Genomic DNA, 15363 nt, shown 5'->3' with positions numbered 1-15363 from the left:
GTAGGATTTTAATTTGGGAATGTGTTATCATGAGTAACGAAGATTACCCTGATAGAAGGGAGATATGTTATGGTCACGAATAAGCATCGTGCACTTAGGATCTTTGCTGTATTGACAGCAATAGGTTCGTATCTGATGTTAATTGTTGGAGCTGTTGTAACCAAAACTGGCTCAGGAGAAGGCTGTGGAAACTCTTGGCCTTTCTGTCATGGTGCACTCATTCCTAACTCTTTTCCGATGGAAACCATCATTGAATATAGTCATCGGATTGTTTCAGGAGGAGTAGGACTCTTGATAGTCATTTTGACTATTTGGGCATGGCGATCATTTCCAAGAAGTAAACGAGTAAAAATCTTTGGATTCATGAGTGTCTTTTTTGTACTTTTACAAGGTGCCTTAGGAGCATTAACAGTTGTCTTTCGTGGGGCATTTGCTAAAAAAGCAGCCTTATCTTTGCACTTTGGTTTTTCGCTTATTTGTTTTGCTAGTGTCGTTTTGCTAGCTGTTCATCTATTTCAATTAAAACATGGTAAAAAACCAGAAGCAGAGACAGCCAAAATCAAATCTGAAAAACCTGTATCGCATCGTTTTCAATACGCAGTTTGGGGATTAGCTATTTACTCATATGTTGTCGTTTATACAGGGGCATTTGTTCGACACATGCAAGCTACGATGGCTTGTGGGTTCGAATTTCCCACTTGTGGAAAGCAATATTTCCCTAGTTTAGGGAACTTAGAAGGAATTCATATGTTACATCGGTATGCTGGAATTTCTCTATGGTTTTTAACTCTTGTTCTGCTATGGGGGATCATTCGCTATTATCGACATCGTGAAGATTTGCACAAAGGAGCTTGGCTTGCTTTTATCTTTATCTCACTGCAAGCAGCAAGCGGTATTATGACTGTATTCTCTGGAGGACAAGTGCTACTAGCACTATTACACACCACGATCATATCCATCTATTTCTCCATTCTTTGCTATCTGTGTATGCAAGCAGGATGGACTAAATCTAGAAAAACGAAATCACTTGACAAAGAAACACCTGTTTTGCAGTCATAAAATATAGACATTCATCAAAGATTAAGATAAGATATACTCAAACTGAAAGATTTATTCATGAATCATCCTTCGGGGCTGGGTGCAAATCCCGACCGGCGGTGATGACAATCTTTATTGTCTTAGCCCGTGACCCGCTTGTAGCGGTGGATTCGGTGAAACTCCGGAGCCGACAGTAAAAGTCTGGATGGGAGAAGGATGTTGATTAGGCTAGCACACTTGTTATTTTTTAATTGGATAAGGTGCATAGAATGTTTATAAATAATCTTTGTGAATGCTTTAACAAAATGGGCACAAAACCCATCTTGTTACTTTATTGGTAATAAGATGAATGAGTGCTTTTATTCGCCATACCTTTGATAAGGTTCCCCCTCTAAGTGTAAATTCGAGTGGGAAATGGTAGCATTCTATGTAGATCTATTCATTTAAAAAATGAGAGTTGAGTGTTTATTTAGCTATGTCTAATTTTCCCATCGATCAACCAAGCCCTGATATTTTGTATCAGGGCTTTTTTCGTACCCGAAATAAAAAGGGGGTTATTCATGCAAACTCATGAAGACTGGATGCATTTAGCATGGCAATTGGCTAAGTCAACAGCAGGTCAAACAGCACCAAATCCGATGGTTGGAGCTTGTGTTGTGAAAGATGGTCGTTTGGTCGGCTTAGGTAGTCATCTCCAAGCAGGAACCGCTCATGCTGAAGTTCATGCTTTGAATATGGCTCAAGAAAAGGCACAAGGATCTACTCTTTATGTGACATTAGAACCTTGTAATCACTATGGCCGTACACCTCCATGTACAGAAAAAATTATAACAAGTGGTGTTAAGCGGGTTGTTGTAGGTTCATTGGACCCCGATCCATTGGTGGCGGGAAAAGGAATACAACGTCTACAAGAGGCAGGAATCGAGGTTATACAACCTGTATACGAAGAAGCATGTATTCGATTGAATGAAGCATATTTTCATCATCGACATACTGGATATCCATTTGTCACACTAAAAACTGCCATGACATTAGATGGTAAAATTGCGACGCATGTTGGAGACAGTCAGTGGATTACCAATGAGAAATCTCGGCAAAAAGTTCATCAACTACGTCATCAACATGATGCGATTTTAGTGGGAGTGGGCACAGTCTTAGCAGATAATCCGCGTTTAACTGCTCGGCTAGAAGTAGGAGGAATTCAGCCCATTCGGGTAGTTGTAGATAGCCATTTGCGTACTCCTATCGATTCGAATATAACCGATGTAACAGAAGCAAAGACTTGGATTTTTACAACGGATGCAAAGGATCAACAAAAAGAGCAGGAGCTTATAGCAAAAGGAGTCAAAGTGATATCGACAGGAGCAGGATCCCAAGTAGATCTAGAGGTTGTATTACAGACTTTAGGTGATCATGGCATTTTATCTTTATTGGTTGAGGGTGGCGGAGAAGTCAATGCATCTTTTTTACATGGAAATCATGTACAAAAAGTAATCGCCTTTATTGCCCCAAAGCTGCTTGGAGGGAGAAATAGTCCCACCTCGATTGAGGGAGAAAATCCAGAGAAGATGAAAGAATCGAAAGAGTTAAAGGATATAACAATTGAGCGATTCGGCGATGATCTTTGTATCATCGGTTATATTTAAACATCCGTTGATAATTAAACCATGTAACATAATTTCGAGTAGAAAGGAGTGGGATGATTGTTTACTGGATTGATTGAAGAAGTAGGTACAGTAAAGCGATTAAGTCACTCAGGCATGACTCTTCAGTTAACGATTTCTTGTAGAAAGGTATTAGAAGGAACGCAGATTGGCGACAGTATTGCTGTAAATGGTGTGTGTTTAACTGTCACAGAGCTAGATGATCATTCATTTAGTGCAGATGTGATGCCTGAAACTGTCAAAAGGACACAGCTTCATATGCTGCAAGCATCTTCACCTGTGAATTTGGAACGGGCGATTGCAGCGGGGCAGCGGATGGGAGGGCATTTTGTACAAGGACATGTAGATGGTGTTGGTACTTTACTCGAACGTAAACCAAATGAAAATGCGGTATTATTTCGTTTCCGAGTAGCACCTGAGCTTACACATTGGATGGTAGAGAAAGGGTCTATTGCTGTTAATGGGATTAGTTTGACTTTAGTAAGTGTAGATTCGAACTCTTTTAGTGTCTCGATCATTCCACACACGCTTACTCATACTCAGCTTTACTTTGGAAAACCAGGTGATCTAGTCAATATCGAATGTGATATGATTGCCAAATATTTAGCGAAATGGGCAGGAAAAGAAACAAGAATCTCTCAGCCTCTAACAACAGAAATGCTAAAAAATAGTGGCTTTATGTAAAGAAGTGTATGTTGCAAAATTCGTTCAAACCTATGAACTCTGAGGGAATCATTATTGTAGGATCAACTTTCCCTTTTAAAGAGAGAAGAATGTCTTTTCAGGAGAGCTGCTATGGAAGAGTCAAGTTTATACGAATGATGAAGTGATACAGCAAGCAATCTCTAAAGAAAGGTGGGAGAAAACGTAATGTTTCATATGATTGAGGAAGCACTGGAAGATTTGAAACAAGGAAAAATGGTCATTGTGGTAGATGATGAAGACCGTGAAAATGAAGGTGACTTGGTCGCTTTAGCTGAGAAGGCAACACCAGAGGTGATCAACTTTATGATTACATATGGTCGTGGTCTTGTATGCATGCCTCTCACTGAAGAGAGGGTTGCGGAATTGGATTTGCCTTTAATGGTTCATCATAATACAGATCGTCATGGCACAGCGTTTACTGTATCCGTCGATGCAGAAAGTACCACGACGGGAATTTCAGCATATGAACGTGCCGAAACAATCCAACAATTAATCGATCCAACTAAGAAGCCACAAGATTTCCGACGACCCGGTCATGTTTTTCCGCTGGTATCTCGAACCGGTGGTGTGCTGCGTCGAGCAGGGCATACTGAGGCAGCGGTGGATTTGGCTCGCTTATGTGGAGCCTATCCAGCTGGTGTGATATGTGAAGTGATTAAAGAAGATGGAACCATGGCAAGAGTCCCTGATTTAATAAAAATGTCAGAACAATTTCAGTTAAAATTAATTACCATTCAAGACCTAATTCGATATCGAAATCGTAAGGAGAAACTGATCGAGCGCGTGGTATCTGTTCAGATGCCAACCGAGTTTGGTGAATTTCAAATGATTGGTTACTCGAATCAGATCGATAAAAAAGAACATGTTGCATGTATAAAAGGAGACATTCATCCAGATAAACCTGTTTTGGTTCGAGTTCACTCTGAATGCTTAACGGGAGATGTTTTTGGTTCCAAACGATGCGATTGTGGACCACAATTGCATGCGGCATTAAAGCAGATTGATGAGGAAGGCAGCGGAGTATTACTGTATATGCGTCAAGAAGGTCGTGGTATTGGTTTACTCAATAAGCTTAAAGCATATAAACTCCAAGAAGAAGGCTTAGATACAGTTGAAGCCAATTTAAAATTAGGTTTTCGTGATGATTTACGAGAGTATGGGATTGGTGCACAGATTCTTCAGGATTTAGGAGTACGCAAACTGCGTTTACTTACAAATAATCCACGAAAAATCACAGGATTAAAGGGATATGGCTTAGAAGTGGTAGAAGTAGTCCCTATACAGTTACCGATTCATGAGACCAATCGTAACTATATGATGACCAAAAAAGAGAAGCTTGGACATTTACTACATTTATAGGGAGGACAAAAAATGATCCGAAAAGTATATGAAGGTAAATTGGTTGCGTCAGGGCTCAAGTTTGCAGTGGTAATCAGTCGATTTAATGATTTTATTACAACAAAATTGCTTGAAGGAGCCAAAGATGCTTTAAAACGTCATGGAGCAGATGAAGAGACTGTTGATCTTGTTTGGGTACCTGGAGCTTTTGAGATTCCTTATATGGCAGATCAGTTAGCAGCATCAGGAAAATATGATGCGATTATCACACTTGGAGCGGTTATTCGCGGAGCTACTAGTCACTATGATTATGTTTGTAATGAAGCGGCTAAAGGGATAGCTGCTGCAAGTGTACGAAATCGAGTTCCGGTGATTTTTGGTGTAATTACCGTTGAAAATATCGAACAAGCCATTGAACGCGCTGGAACAAAAGCTGGAAATAAGGGCTGGGAAGCAGCGGTTAGTGCGATAGAAATGGCTAACTTACAAAGAGAGTTAGCAAAGTAAAAAAGTTAGAAAAAACGAGAAAGATATTTGTAAAATCGATCTTACAAAATGATTAACAAAATGGTTTTCCTTTTCTAGTTGAACGACTTTTGCTTGGGTTTTAAGCAACGAGAGTGAAACGGAAAAGGAAAACCACTTTATAGGTAGAAATTTTGTTTATAAATTGAGCCAGCAAATGCTATGATTCACGAATAAATGAAGTAATGATAAAATAGAGCATGTTAATTCATTGATACATAAACTTCTTATACCCTATATATAGAGCGAAATGCTGTTGAAATGCCTAATCAGTAGCTAAGGCAATAAGCTCAAAGCATTGTGATGGGCTTTTGGCAACTTCGAAATAGAGATAGAAAGTCGTGAGCGAAAACGGTGGATATTCAGATTAAGTTAGAAATGTTTGAAGGTCCACTCGATCTGTTACTTCATCTAATTGAGAAAGCAGAAGTAGATATTTATGAGATACCCATAGCGAAAATAACCGAACAATATATGCAGGTTATAAAAGAAGCACAAGAATGGCAACTGGAAGTAGCTAGTGAATTTTTGGTAATGGCTGCTACACTCTTAGCTATCAAGAGTCGAATGTTATTACCGAAACAAGATATATTGGATGAAGAGCAGATAGGAGCGGAAGAAGAGTGGTTTATTGATCCACGTGAAGAATTGGTAGACCGCTTATTAGAGTATAAAAGATATAAGCGTTTAGGCGAAGTACTAAAAGAAAAAGAGATCGAACGGAGCAAGGTATATACTCGTGCGCCCATGGACTTGTCCCCTTATACAAAAGAGGTCAATCCAGTTTATGGTCTAACGGTTGATGATTTATTTCAAGCACTTGTGGAGGTATTAAAAACACAGAAACGAGCAGAACCCATAACTAAAGTAGAACGAGAAGAAATATCGGTTAGCGCTCGTATGGATGAGATTGATCGACAATTAAGACTAGAAGGGAAGTTGATTTTTTCCAAATTATTATGTTGGGATGAAGTAAACAAAGAACGTGTTATTACAACCTTTTTAGCGATTCTGGAATTAATGAAATTGAAACGTGTCATCTGTTATCAAGACCAACTATTTGGTGAGATTTTTATCGAGTCGTTTCAAGTAGAAGAGGAGAGAGAAGCCATTGGTAGCTGAAGAGAAGAAACAAGTTATCGAAGGGCTGTTATTTGCCGCTGGAGAAGAAGGATTAAGTTTAAAGGAGATTGCTGATGTCATCGGTTTAGCCAAAGATGAAATCCGTTTACTTATTAATGAAATGCAAGTCGAATGGAAGCTAGAACGCCGGGGGATACAAATTACGAAAGTAGCACAGATTTATCAATTAACAACACTCCCTGAGCATGCTCCTTATTTGGAAAAATTAGCACAAGCACCTACAAGATCACAATTATCACGGGCAGCTATAGAAACACTAGCGATTATTGCTTACAGACAGCCTGTCACACGGATGGAGATCGAAGAAATCCGTGGGGTAAAAAGTGATCGTACTGTTCAAGTGTTACAACGTAAGGGATTAGTACGCGAAGTAGGTCGAGCAGAAGGAGCAGGAAGACCGATTTTATATGGAACCACGAAAGAGTTTTTGGAATACTTCGGTTTGAATCATATTGCTGAGTTACCGCCAGCTGATTCTATTTTCAATTGGCGAGAATGGGAAGAAGACCGGCAAGATTTATTTAAGCGGTTGGGTGTTGATATGTCAAGTGAAATGACAACGAGAAGTGAGGAAACTGACTTGAAAGAAGAGGTAGAAGTTTAGAAGAGTGCCTAGCAATTCTCTTATAGAATGCTGGGCTTAAATATGTTAGAGTATGTCGCATCGTTTGATCCAAAGGTTTAAAAAGACCTAGACGAATGGCATAAATTATTTTTGAATTTATTCTAAATAGAAACCTTGGACAGTTATTTCCAATTCGTTTATCTTATAAATAGAATGTTTTTTGCTAAAGGGAACAAATAATAGGTATAAATATGACTAGTACTTTAAGTTAGGAAGGGGATTTAAAGAAAGTGGAGATGATTTCATTTTCTTATCCTTCTATTGATGGGACCCACATCGCTGCATATAAGTGGATAAATAATAAAGAAGCAAAAGGCATTGTGCAAATTGCACATGGAATGGCAGAACATGCAAAGCGGTATCATCATTTTGCAAACTTCTTAAATAGTGAAGGATATATTGTTTATGCAAATGATCATCGTGGTCATGGCTCCACGGCAGGCTGTAAAGAAAAGCTAGGTCATTTTGCCAATGAAAATGGTTGGGAGCTTGTTGTCGATGATTTGTATGTGCTTACTGGGCTAATTAAAAAGGAACAATCTGATCTTCCGATATTTCTGTTCGGGCATAGTATGGGCTCATTTTTATCAAGAAGATATATTCAAAAATATGGCAAAGAGTTAAGTGGATTGATCTTATCAGGAACGGGCAGAGATCCTGGTGCATTAGGTAATATGGGACGTGCCTTAGCTAAATTGTTCATGAGATATAGCGGAAAAACCAAGAAAAGTAAGCTCTTTTATCAATTGTCCTTTGGCCGATATAACCAGATATTTAGACCTAATCGAACTGAATTTGATTGGTTAACGCGAGATGAAGAAGAAGTAGATCAATTTATTAAAGATCCTTATTGTGGTGAAATTGCAACGGTTGGCTTTTTTTATGATTTATTAACAGGAATGAAATTGATGGAACAACGGGATGAGATGAAACGAATTCCAAAAGACTTACCCATTTTTTTAATCTCAGGAGAAAAGGATCCGGTTGGAGAGTATACCAAAGGAGTGCTTCAAGCTTATTACAGTTATAAAGAGATTGGAATGGAAGACTTAAATTATAAGTTTTATAAAGATGGTAGACATGAAATTTTAAATGAGTTAAATCGGGATGAGGTATACCATGATATTGTTCGTTGGCTCAATCAACATGTTCGATCGGGTATAAAAATATGAAAATGAAGCCTACTTCTATCAGTAGTGTTGATTTTAAATCATACTGTTGCTTAATGAACACTACTGAATTCTTGTAGAAGTAGGCTTGGGATAATAATCAAACTATTGTTAATCATATCAATAGACTTTTATCTATAAATGGGGTTGCATTTTTTTCATAAGCATGATATAGTATGTAATCGTCAGCAGTTGATTTTACGAACGGCTGCGAGACATGGGGCTATAGCTCAGCTGGGAGAGCGCCTGCCTTGCAAGCAGGAGGTCAGCGGTTCGATCCCGCTTAGCTCCACCAAAAATATGGAGGGATACCAAAGTGGCCAACTGGGGCGGACTGTAAATCCGCTGGCATCGCCTTCGTAGGTTCGAATCCTACTCCCTCCACCAAAACTGCAATGGGGAGTAGCCAAGTGGTAAGGCAACGGACTTTGACTCCGTGATGCGTAGGTTCGATCCCTACCTCCCCAGCCAAGTGTTAGAGCCATTAGCTCAGTTGGTAGAGCATCTGACTTTTAATCAGAGGGTCGAAGGTTCGAGTCCTTCATGGCTCACCAATAGAAGATGCGGGTGTAGTTCAGTGGTAGAACATCGGCCTTCCAAGCCGAATGCGAGGGTTCGATTCCCTTCACCCGCTCCACTGTTCCTCAGTAGCTCAATGGTAGAGCGCCCGGCTGTTAACCGGTAGGTTGCAGGTTCGAGTCCTGCCTGGGGAGCCATGCTTCCATAGCTCAGTCGGCAGAGCGCTTCCATGGTAAGGAAGAGGTCACCAGTTCGAGCCTGGTTGGAAGCTCCACTTGGCCCGTTGGTGAAGCGGTCAACACACCAGCCTTTCACGCTGGCATGCAGGGGTTCGAATCCCCTACGGGTCACCAAATTTATTTGGCTAGATGATCTCTAGCCTGTTATATGGACGGTTAGCTCAGCTGGGAGAGCACCTGCCTTACAAGCAGGGGGTCGGCGGTTCGATCCCGTCACCGTCCACCATACCTAAGGAGCTGTGGTGTAGAGGCCTAACATGCCTGCCTGTCACGCAGGAGATCGCGGGTTCGAATCCCGTCAGCTCCGCCATAATATAATAAGATATGCGGAAGTGGCTCAGGGGTAGAGCATCGCCTTGCCAAGGCGAGGGTCGCGGGTTCGAATCCCGTCTTCCGCTCCAGATATAAAAACTACTATCTTACGTGAGGATAGTAGTTTTTGCTATATATAGGGGTTGAAGGGAACGACGAGCAATTTTGGTATCATCTCTCTAGTAAATTCAAGGTTATCTATAACCAATGTTCAAGATGAATATGAATGTGTCATGCTTAAACTTCCTGTACAAAATACGAATATCCTTTCCAACATTTGTAGTCTGTCTTTTGTAAATAGTGTTTTACTAAACGATCCTGTTAAAATCTTCATCTTTTAATGGACGGGAAATGCCTCGTTTACATATTTGGTAACAAAATGATTCTTTTGTAACGTTATATAGGAGTGTTTATATCATAGTAATTATCATTTTTTACATTTATAGGAAATGAAAAAGAGGAAAACTAGAATAAAAAAACAATGAAAAATTAATATTAAGAATTTACGATAAATATGCTTTGAAAAATAGAAGAGCGGGGCTATTCCCCGCTTAACTTTCTCAATTTCTGTTGGATAATGAAGATGGCTTTTTCTTGCTGGTTTAATCGTTCATCTTGTCGATCTTGTCTCTCAGATATAAGTATTAGAACTTTTTGCATATCCTGAAGACAATGACTAATTTGGTTAAAGCCATTGGTGACTTTTTCATCTAGTTGTTTTAACTGTTGGAACACCATATGAAACTGAGCATCAACCTGCTCAAACTTAGCATCGATTTGTTCAAACCTAGTGTCAATTTGCTCAAACTTAGCATCGATTTGCTCAAACCTAGAATCAATTTGCTCAAACCTAGCATCGATTTGTTCGAATCTAGCGTCGATTTGCTCAAATCTAGCGTCGATTTGTTCGAATCTAGCGTCGATTTGCTCAAATCTAGCGTCGATTTGTTCGAATCTAGCGTCGATTTGCTCAAATCTAGCGTCGATTTGTGCAAATTTAGTATCGGTTTGCTCGAACTTAGTATCGATTTGCTGGAATTTGGAGTTTATTCGGTTTTCCATACCATCCAAGAGAGATTTTAGAACCACATAGTTTGCTTCCGTCTTGTCATCCACTGTTGCCGCTGATTCCCGTAGTGTTTGTAGCTCTGCTTTTGTAGCCGCAGACTGTTTAAATTGCTCAAAGTCTTTTTGTAAACCATCCAATTTCTTTAGAACTAGTTCAAATTTATCTTGATTATCCATCTAGTCCCCTCCTTAGTGACTATCATATCACAAAAATACCAATTTTCTACATTTTTGTAATGTATAGATATATATTATTTGGTCGGTAATGTCGATTTACTACATATAAAGAAGTGGACAGAGGACATCAGATTATCTATCTCTTTCTACGCTTTTTTGGATTTTTAGAAAAGAAAAATCCCGCCGATTTTGGCGGGACTATAATGATGATACGATGGAATTCAAGAAATTATGACCTCGTTCGTGGTACACTATTTATGATTCTGCTTTCTTCATCCCATTGGATTGCGCGATAAAAAGCATCATGGTAAAAAGAAAACCACACATTTTGTTTGAGTCCACTCGGAATCCAGATTTGTTTTTGCTCAATCGAGGTCATGGGGTAATCGTCATATGCGAGTACCCATAAGACATTTTGATGAGCATGGGTTGGCATCAGATCACCCATATGTATCAGTTTCTCGCCTTCGCTTTCAAGTTTGAGGATTGCATGCCCCGCACTATGTCCACCTGTATGAATCATTTGAAGTCCTGGGATTATTTCTTTTGTTTTTGAAAAGGTTTCGACTTGATTTTGAATGGATTCCCAATTTTCTTTCCAATAGGTATTGCGTGAACGGATATTTGGATTTCGCATTTCTTCCCATTCTACTTTAGAGGCATATATAATCGCGTTTGTAAAAGTGGATACGAGTTTGTCATTCTGCCACTTTGTTAAACCACTCGCATGGTCAAAGTGCAAATGAGTCATCAAGACCGCATCAATATCACTTGTCTTCAGTCCTAGTTCGGCTAAACTTTGTTCGATATGGGACTCTTCAGTTACACCAAAGTTGCGTTTCTTTTTGGTGTCCAGCTTATTTATACCAATACCTGATTCAACGAGAAAGTGCTTTCCCTCATATTGAATCAAAATGGGGTCCGTTCGAAGTTCAATTTGGTTTTTCTCATTGACAGGGTATTTACGGCTCCAGAGTGGTTTGGGAACAACTCCAAACATAGCGCCTCCATCGAGATGAGTGACACCTCCATTGAGCCAAGTTAATGAAAATTTTCCGACTTTAAGCTGCTCCATTTGTATCCTCCTCTATGGCGTTCGATTAGAAACGGGCGAAATGACTCCATTCTTTTCTGCGTTTTGCACCGTCTTGCTCTATAGTATAAGTAAAAGTGAGGATTTCGTCGGATTGTTGATGAGGTTCAACCATTATTTCTCCTAAGACAATGTTTTCGACACTAACTAAATAGGGAACTCCAATAAGCACCACTGTATGATAAGAACCTAGATTATATCGATAAATGCTGGTACGAGTTATCATATGATCTTCTAAAATTTCATCTACATGAATCATTCCGTAAAAAGGCTTTCCAGCTTGATCGTTTACTATGATTTTAATATGTTGTTGAGTGGGTGTTTCTTGACTTAAACTCATAATATTCTCTCTCCTCGATGGTTAATATCCTAAAATCCAAATTGCACCTAATATTGAGAATGAGCTTAAAAGCGATGAGCGACAGAAGAAGGAGGCCGCTTCGTATTCTAAATGGATTAAAAGAAAATATTCAATTGATCCATTCTATTTCTAGAATAGCATTTTTTATTTTTTAGGATAACATTCTTTTACTCAAAACGATACAGGATGCCCAAACCATCTTATAAAAGAAGCCGACTTTTCATCTTTAGGAGACGAAAAGTCGGCTTTTGCCTTTTTATCCTTCCTTTTTTTATTTTCCTGTGTCAGAGTAATCTTTCCAATGAAGAAAGTGATAAGGAAACCGCCAGCAGCAAAAGCCAGACTACACCAGAAAACAACATGTAATGAGCTGACTAGACTGGTTTTTAAAATCGGGAGCATGGTTTTCTGCATCGTAATAGGTATTTTTTGTAGCGATTGTGAGTTGAATAGCATGGAATAGAGTCCTTGGGGATCGGTATTAATCATTTTCTTGATCGGCTCAATCATCGCTTGCATTTGCTTAGGAATCTGCTCGAAAATAGGACCCATTTTTTCGTTTAATAGCTGGGTTGATTTCTCATTGAGTACGGTTCCTAGGATTGCTACACCGAATGTCCCACCCATATTGCGGAAGAACTGACTGGAAGAGGTGACGACACCCAGTTCCTCTTTAGAAAAGGATTCTTGTAAAGCAAGAGTAAGATTTGGCATAACAAAACCCATGCCTATTCCCATTACTACTAAATATCCCATAGCTAAGAATTTGGAACTATCCAAATCCAGTGTAGTAAGAAGACCAAATGCGAGTGTTGTAATAGCCATACCCGTGATCATAAGGGAGCGAATCCCCACTTTATAAACCAGCTGTCCTCCTAAGATACTCGTGAGAATCATACTAATCATCATTGGAGTCATCACTGTTCCGGAATCAGAAGCACTAACTCCGAGTACTCCTTGCATATAAAATGGTATAAAGGTGATGGCTCCAAACATACCTAAAGTCATTAGAAAGCCAATCGCATTGATTAAGGAAAAGGTTCGATTTTTAAATAAGTATGGAGGGAGAATGGGTTCATCTACTTTGGATTCGATGATAAAGAACAAGATTAAAAAGAGGACGGATAGACTAAACAGCCCAATAATCTGCCAAGAGTCCCAATCATAATCTTTGCCACCAAATGAAAGTGCGAGTAGTAGGCTAACAACTCCGATTACCATGGTGATAATACCACCCATATCCACTTTGACAGGACCGGTTGTCTTCTTTCCATTTAGCCCGATAAAGATGAGGATGGTTGCAAGAATGCCTACTGGTAAATTGACATAAAATACCCATCTCCAATTTATTGCATCAACAATCCATCCACCAACCTGCGGACCAATAACAGAAGCTAGACCAAAAATCGCTCCAAAAATTCCTTGCCATTTGGCACGTTCTTTACCCGTGAAGATATCTCCGATCACAATCAGAGCAAGTGGCATCATAATACCGCCGCCGATACCTTGAAGAGCACGAAACCAGATTAATGCTTCCATAGACTGAGCAGCTCCACATAAAGCTGAGCTGGCAATAAAAATCATTAAACCAGACACATAGACAACTTTACGTCCCAATAAATCTGCCAGTTTTCCCGCGATTGGGACAACCGTTGTAGAAGTAAGCATATAAGCTGTTGTGAGCCAAGTCATTAAGCTTAATCCGCCCAATTCACCAACGATGCGTGGAATAGCTGTACCCACGATGGTTCCATCTAAGGCAGCGAATAACATAGCAACGAGTAGTCCAACAATTAAAACCCCTCGTTTAGAATGTTCTGTTTGTTTATTCGAGTGAGGTATTGCTTCCTGTGAAGCGAGGCTTTTCTGAGACAAATCATATCACTCCTGTTGTAAGTAAAATTCTTTGGAAATTTTTTCACTCGAATATCTTAACACTAAATTAACTTTGTGATAAAGATATTTTTGTAAAAAATTATTATAGAAATTATTAATGTTAATTTCAATATGAAATAAGTGCTATTTTTGTTGTAAAAGTTTAACAGAGATTTTGTTTAATAGACTGATAAATGTTTCCTGCTCTTGCTCAGTTAAAACATTTAGGATTTGTTTAATAAACTTTTGACGGTTTTTTAATATACTTTTTACGAGCTGTTTTCCTTCATTTGATAAATCTACCCAAACAATTCGCCGATCGATGTGATCACGGTTTCGAATGATTAAGCCTTCTTGTTCTAAACGATTTAAGGCAATAGTTGTAGCTCCAGATGTTAAATTGACTTCGCGAGATAAGTCAGCAACCATGCATTTTCCTTTAAATAAGAGGGTACGTAATAAAATAAACTTATTGGGTGTTAATTTATGCTCAGGTTCAGGATTTTCTAATTGCTTACACAAATACTGATCCATTCTTTCCGTGATCTGTTCAATTTTTTGAATTTGTGGATCAAACCATGTTTTATTTTCCCCCATAATTCTTCACTACCTTTCTTCTAGTCAACTTTATATAGATAAAGATCATTCTCCATATCGTTGTTTACGTTTTATGTAAAAATTTTGTTTACGTAACTAGCTCTATAGTAGCACATCATGTAGAAAGATATTAACAAATGATTTAAAGGATTAGTTTTAGTTAATATAGAGCATGTCCTACTTGTTGATTATAGAACAATTAATAAAAGCAAAAAGAGTGTTTTGTTTTAGATTGATTTAGTTAGAAGTTCAGTGAATTAATCAATGTATAGAAACCTAAAAAAAGGTGTTGACTTTATTTTTTATTTGTAGTAAAGTATTCATTGTCGCCGCAAGAAAGCGGTGAAACAACAGAAAGTGTTCCTTGAAAACTAAAGAGTGAACATGACTCGTTAATTCTGATGAGCAATCAAACTACTAGCGGTAGCCCCAGAATCGTAGATTCCGGGACAAGAAGTACTAAGCTATCGCTAAGAACTTTTTTGAGAGTTTGATCCTGGCTCAGGATGAACGCTGGCGGCGTGCCTAATACATGCAAGTCGAGCGGGGAGTTTTCCTTCGGGAGAACTCCTAGCGGCGAACGGGTGAGTAACACGTGGGCAACTTGCCCCTAAGACTGGTATAACTCCGGGAAACCGGGGCTAATACCAGATAATCTTTTCGCTCGCATGAGCGAATCGTAAAAGGTTTCGACCACTTAGGGATGGGCCCGCGGCGCATTAGCTTGTTGGTGAGGTAACGGCTCACCAAGGCCACGATGCGTAGCCGACCTGAGAGGGTGACCGGCCACACTGGGACTGAGACACGGCCCAGACTCCTACGGGAGGCAGCAGTAGGGAATTTTCCGCAATGGGCGAAAGCCTGACGGAGCAACGCCGCGTGAGTGATGACGGCCTTCGGGTTGTAAAACTCTGT

At 39.4% G+C, this 15363-nt stretch carries 13 protein-coding genes, 11 tRNA genes, 1 rRNA gene and 1 riboswitch; of the genes, 20 read left to right on the top strand and 5 right to left on the bottom strand.

The genetic code is table 11. The features are described from left to right. The first annotated feature begins 69 nt into the window (after nucleotides 1–69). The 19 genes from DL897_RS00125 to DL897_RS00035 all read left to right on the top strand — a co-directional run bounded on the left by DL897_RS00125 (nucleotide 70) and on the right by DL897_RS00035 (nucleotide 9366). Nucleotides 70–1059: a COX15/CtaA family protein gene (locus DL897_RS00125; RefSeq protein WP_113657107.1), complete on the top strand. Its 990-nt coding sequence runs from the start codon at nucleotides 70–72 to the stop codon at nucleotides 1057–1059. A gap of 61 nt (nucleotides 1060–1120) precedes the next feature. Beyond that, nucleotides 1121–1259: riboswitch (FMN riboswitch) on the top strand. A gap of 339 nt (nucleotides 1260–1598) precedes the next feature. Next, on the top strand, nucleotides 1599–2684 hold the full coding sequence (gene ribD / locus DL897_RS00120; RefSeq protein ID WP_113657106.1) for a bifunctional diaminohydroxyphosphoribosylaminopyrimidine deaminase/5-amino-6-(5-phosphoribosylamino)uracil reductase RibD: 1086 nt from the start codon (nucleotides 1599–1601) through the stop codon (nucleotides 2682–2684). Between the two features lie 57 nt (nucleotides 2685–2741). After that, nucleotides 2742–3386, top strand: coding sequence for a riboflavin synthase (locus DL897_RS00115; protein WP_113657105.1), 645 nt, complete (start codon nucleotides 2742–2744; stop codon nucleotides 3384–3386). A 186-nt stretch (nucleotides 3387–3572) separates the two neighbouring features. Next, nucleotides 3573–4766, top strand: a complete 1194-nt coding sequence (locus DL897_RS00110) for a bifunctional 3,4-dihydroxy-2-butanone-4-phosphate synthase/GTP cyclohydrolase II (RefSeq protein ID WP_113657104.1) — start codon at nucleotides 3573–3575, stop codon at nucleotides 4764–4766. A 12-nt stretch (nucleotides 4767–4778) separates the two neighbouring features. After that, nucleotides 4779–5252, top strand: a complete 474-nt coding sequence (gene ribH, locus DL897_RS00105; protein ID WP_145962176.1) for a 6,7-dimethyl-8-ribityllumazine synthase — start codon at nucleotides 4779–4781, stop codon at nucleotides 5250–5252. Nucleotides 5253–5624: 372 nt separating this feature from the next. Next, entirely contained in the window at nucleotides 5625–6392 is a 768-nt protein-coding gene (locus DL897_RS00100; RefSeq protein WP_113657103.1) for a segregation and condensation protein A, read from the top strand. Beyond that, complete coding sequence (scpB, locus tag DL897_RS00095) at nucleotides 6382–7017, top strand: SMC-Scp complex subunit ScpB (protein WP_113657102.1); 636 nt, start codon at nucleotides 6382–6384, stop codon at nucleotides 7015–7017. The genes DL897_RS00100 and scpB overlap by 11 nt, the downstream gene beginning before the upstream one ends. Nucleotides 7018–7274: 257 nt before the next feature. Further along, nucleotides 7275–8210 (top strand): alpha/beta hydrolase, encoded by a 936-nt coding sequence (locus tag DL897_RS00090; protein ID WP_113657693.1) that lies wholly within the window; start codon nucleotides 7275–7277, stop codon nucleotides 8208–8210. Nucleotides 8211–8426: 216 nt separating this feature from the next. Beyond that, nucleotides 8427–8502 (top strand) — tRNA-Ala (locus tag DL897_RS00085). 7 nt (nucleotides 8503–8509) lie between these two features. Further along, nucleotides 8510–8594: transfer RNA gene (locus DL897_RS00080), tRNA-Tyr, on the top strand. Nucleotides 8595–8603: 9 nt separating this feature from the next. Continuing rightward, nucleotides 8604–8678, top strand: a tRNA-Gln gene (locus DL897_RS00075). A 7-nt stretch (nucleotides 8679–8685) separates the two neighbouring features. Next, nucleotides 8686–8761 (top strand) — tRNA-Lys (locus DL897_RS00070). Between the two features lie 9 nt (nucleotides 8762–8770). Further along, nucleotides 8771–8844: transfer RNA gene (locus tag DL897_RS00065), tRNA-Gly, on the top strand. Between the two features lie 4 nt (nucleotides 8845–8848). Beyond that, nucleotides 8849–8923: transfer RNA gene (locus tag DL897_RS00060), tRNA-Asn, on the top strand. A gap of 1 nt (nucleotide 8924) precedes the next feature. Further along, nucleotides 8925–9000, top strand: a tRNA-Thr gene (locus DL897_RS00055). Between the two features lie 3 nt (nucleotides 9001–9003). Further along, a tRNA-Glu gene (locus DL897_RS00050) sits at nucleotides 9004–9079 on the top strand. Nucleotides 9080–9115: 36 nt separating this feature from the next. Beyond that, nucleotides 9116–9191: transfer RNA gene (locus DL897_RS00045), tRNA-Val, on the top strand. 7 nt (nucleotides 9192–9198) lie between these two features. Next, a tRNA-Asp gene (locus DL897_RS00040) sits at nucleotides 9199–9275 on the top strand. Between the two features lie 16 nt (nucleotides 9276–9291). Then, nucleotides 9292–9366 (top strand) — tRNA-Gly (locus DL897_RS00035). 451 nt (nucleotides 9367–9817) lie between these two features. On the opposite strand, the gene DL897_RS00030 is transcribed toward DL897_RS00035, so the two are convergent. The 5 genes from DL897_RS00030 to DL897_RS00010 all read right to left on the bottom strand — a co-directional run bounded on the left by DL897_RS00030 (nucleotide 9818) and on the right by DL897_RS00010 (nucleotide 14448). After that, nucleotides 9818–10522 (bottom strand): hypothetical protein, encoded by a 705-nt coding sequence (locus DL897_RS00030; protein ID WP_113657101.1) that lies wholly within the window; start codon nucleotides 10520–10522, stop codon nucleotides 9818–9820. Between the two features lie 229 nt (nucleotides 10523–10751). After that, a complete protein-coding gene (locus DL897_RS00025; protein ID WP_113657100.1) occupies nucleotides 10752–11597 on the bottom strand; it encodes a YtnP family quorum-quenching lactonase in 846 nt (281 codons plus the stop codon). Nucleotides 11598–11622: 25 nt separating this feature from the next. Beyond that, entirely contained in the window at nucleotides 11623–11955 is a 333-nt protein-coding gene (locus DL897_RS00020; protein ID WP_113657099.1) for a hypothetical protein, read from the bottom strand. Nucleotides 11956–12147: 192 nt separating this feature from the next. After that, nucleotides 12148–13851, bottom strand: a complete 1704-nt coding sequence (locus tag DL897_RS00015; protein ID WP_420824094.1) for an MDR family MFS transporter — start codon at nucleotides 13849–13851, stop codon at nucleotides 12148–12150. 144 nt (nucleotides 13852–13995) lie between these two features. Next, nucleotides 13996–14448, bottom strand: a complete 453-nt coding sequence (locus DL897_RS00010; protein ID WP_113657098.1) for a MarR family winged helix-turn-helix transcriptional regulator — start codon at nucleotides 14446–14448, stop codon at nucleotides 13996–13998. A gap of 478 nt (nucleotides 14449–14926) precedes the next feature. Here DL897_RS00010 and DL897_RS00005 point away from each other — a divergent pair. Beyond that, nucleotides 14927–15363 (top strand): 16S ribosomal RNA (locus DL897_RS00005); the annotation flags it as partial.

This window comes from Thermoflavimicrobium daqui (assembly GCF_003313465.1).
GTDB lineage: Bacteria > Bacillota > Bacilli > Thermoactinomycetales > Thermoactinomycetaceae > Thermoflavimicrobium > Thermoflavimicrobium daqui.
This window is presented reverse-complemented; position numbering and strand designations above follow the sequence as displayed.

Excerpts from the sequence above, each read along its gene's own strand:
- DL897_RS00125 (WP_113657107.1), top strand. The coding sequence starts at position 70 with ATGGTCACGAATAAGCATCGTGCACTTAGGATCTTTGCTGTATTGACA.
- ribD (WP_113657106.1), top strand. The coding sequence starts at position 1,599 with ATGCAAACTCATGAAGACTGGATGCATTTAGCATGGCAATTGGCTAAG.
- DL897_RS00110 (WP_113657104.1), top strand. The coding sequence starts at position 3,573 with ATGTTTCATATGATTGAGGAAGCACTGGAAGATTTGAAACAAGGAAAA.
- ribH (WP_145962176.1), top strand. The coding sequence starts at position 4,779 with ATGATCCGAAAAGTATATGAAGGTAAATTGGTTGCGTCAGGGCTCAAG.
- DL897_RS00090 (WP_113657693.1), top strand. The coding sequence starts at position 7,275 with ATGATTTCATTTTCTTATCCTTCTATTGATGGGACCCACATCGCTGCA.
- DL897_RS00030 (WP_113657101.1), bottom strand. The coding sequence starts at position 10,522 with ATGGATAATCAAGATAAATTTGAACTAGTTCTAAAGAAATTGGATGGT.
- DL897_RS00025 (WP_113657100.1), bottom strand. The coding sequence starts at position 11,597 with ATGGAGCAGCTTAAAGTCGGAAAATTTTCATTAACTTGGCTCAATGGA.
- DL897_RS00020 (WP_113657099.1), bottom strand. The coding sequence starts at position 11,955 with ATGAGTTTAAGTCAAGAAACACCCACTCAACAACATATTAAAATCATA.
- DL897_RS00010 (WP_113657098.1), bottom strand. The coding sequence starts at position 14,448 with ATGGGGGAAAATAAAACATGGTTTGATCCACAAATTCAAAAAATTGAA.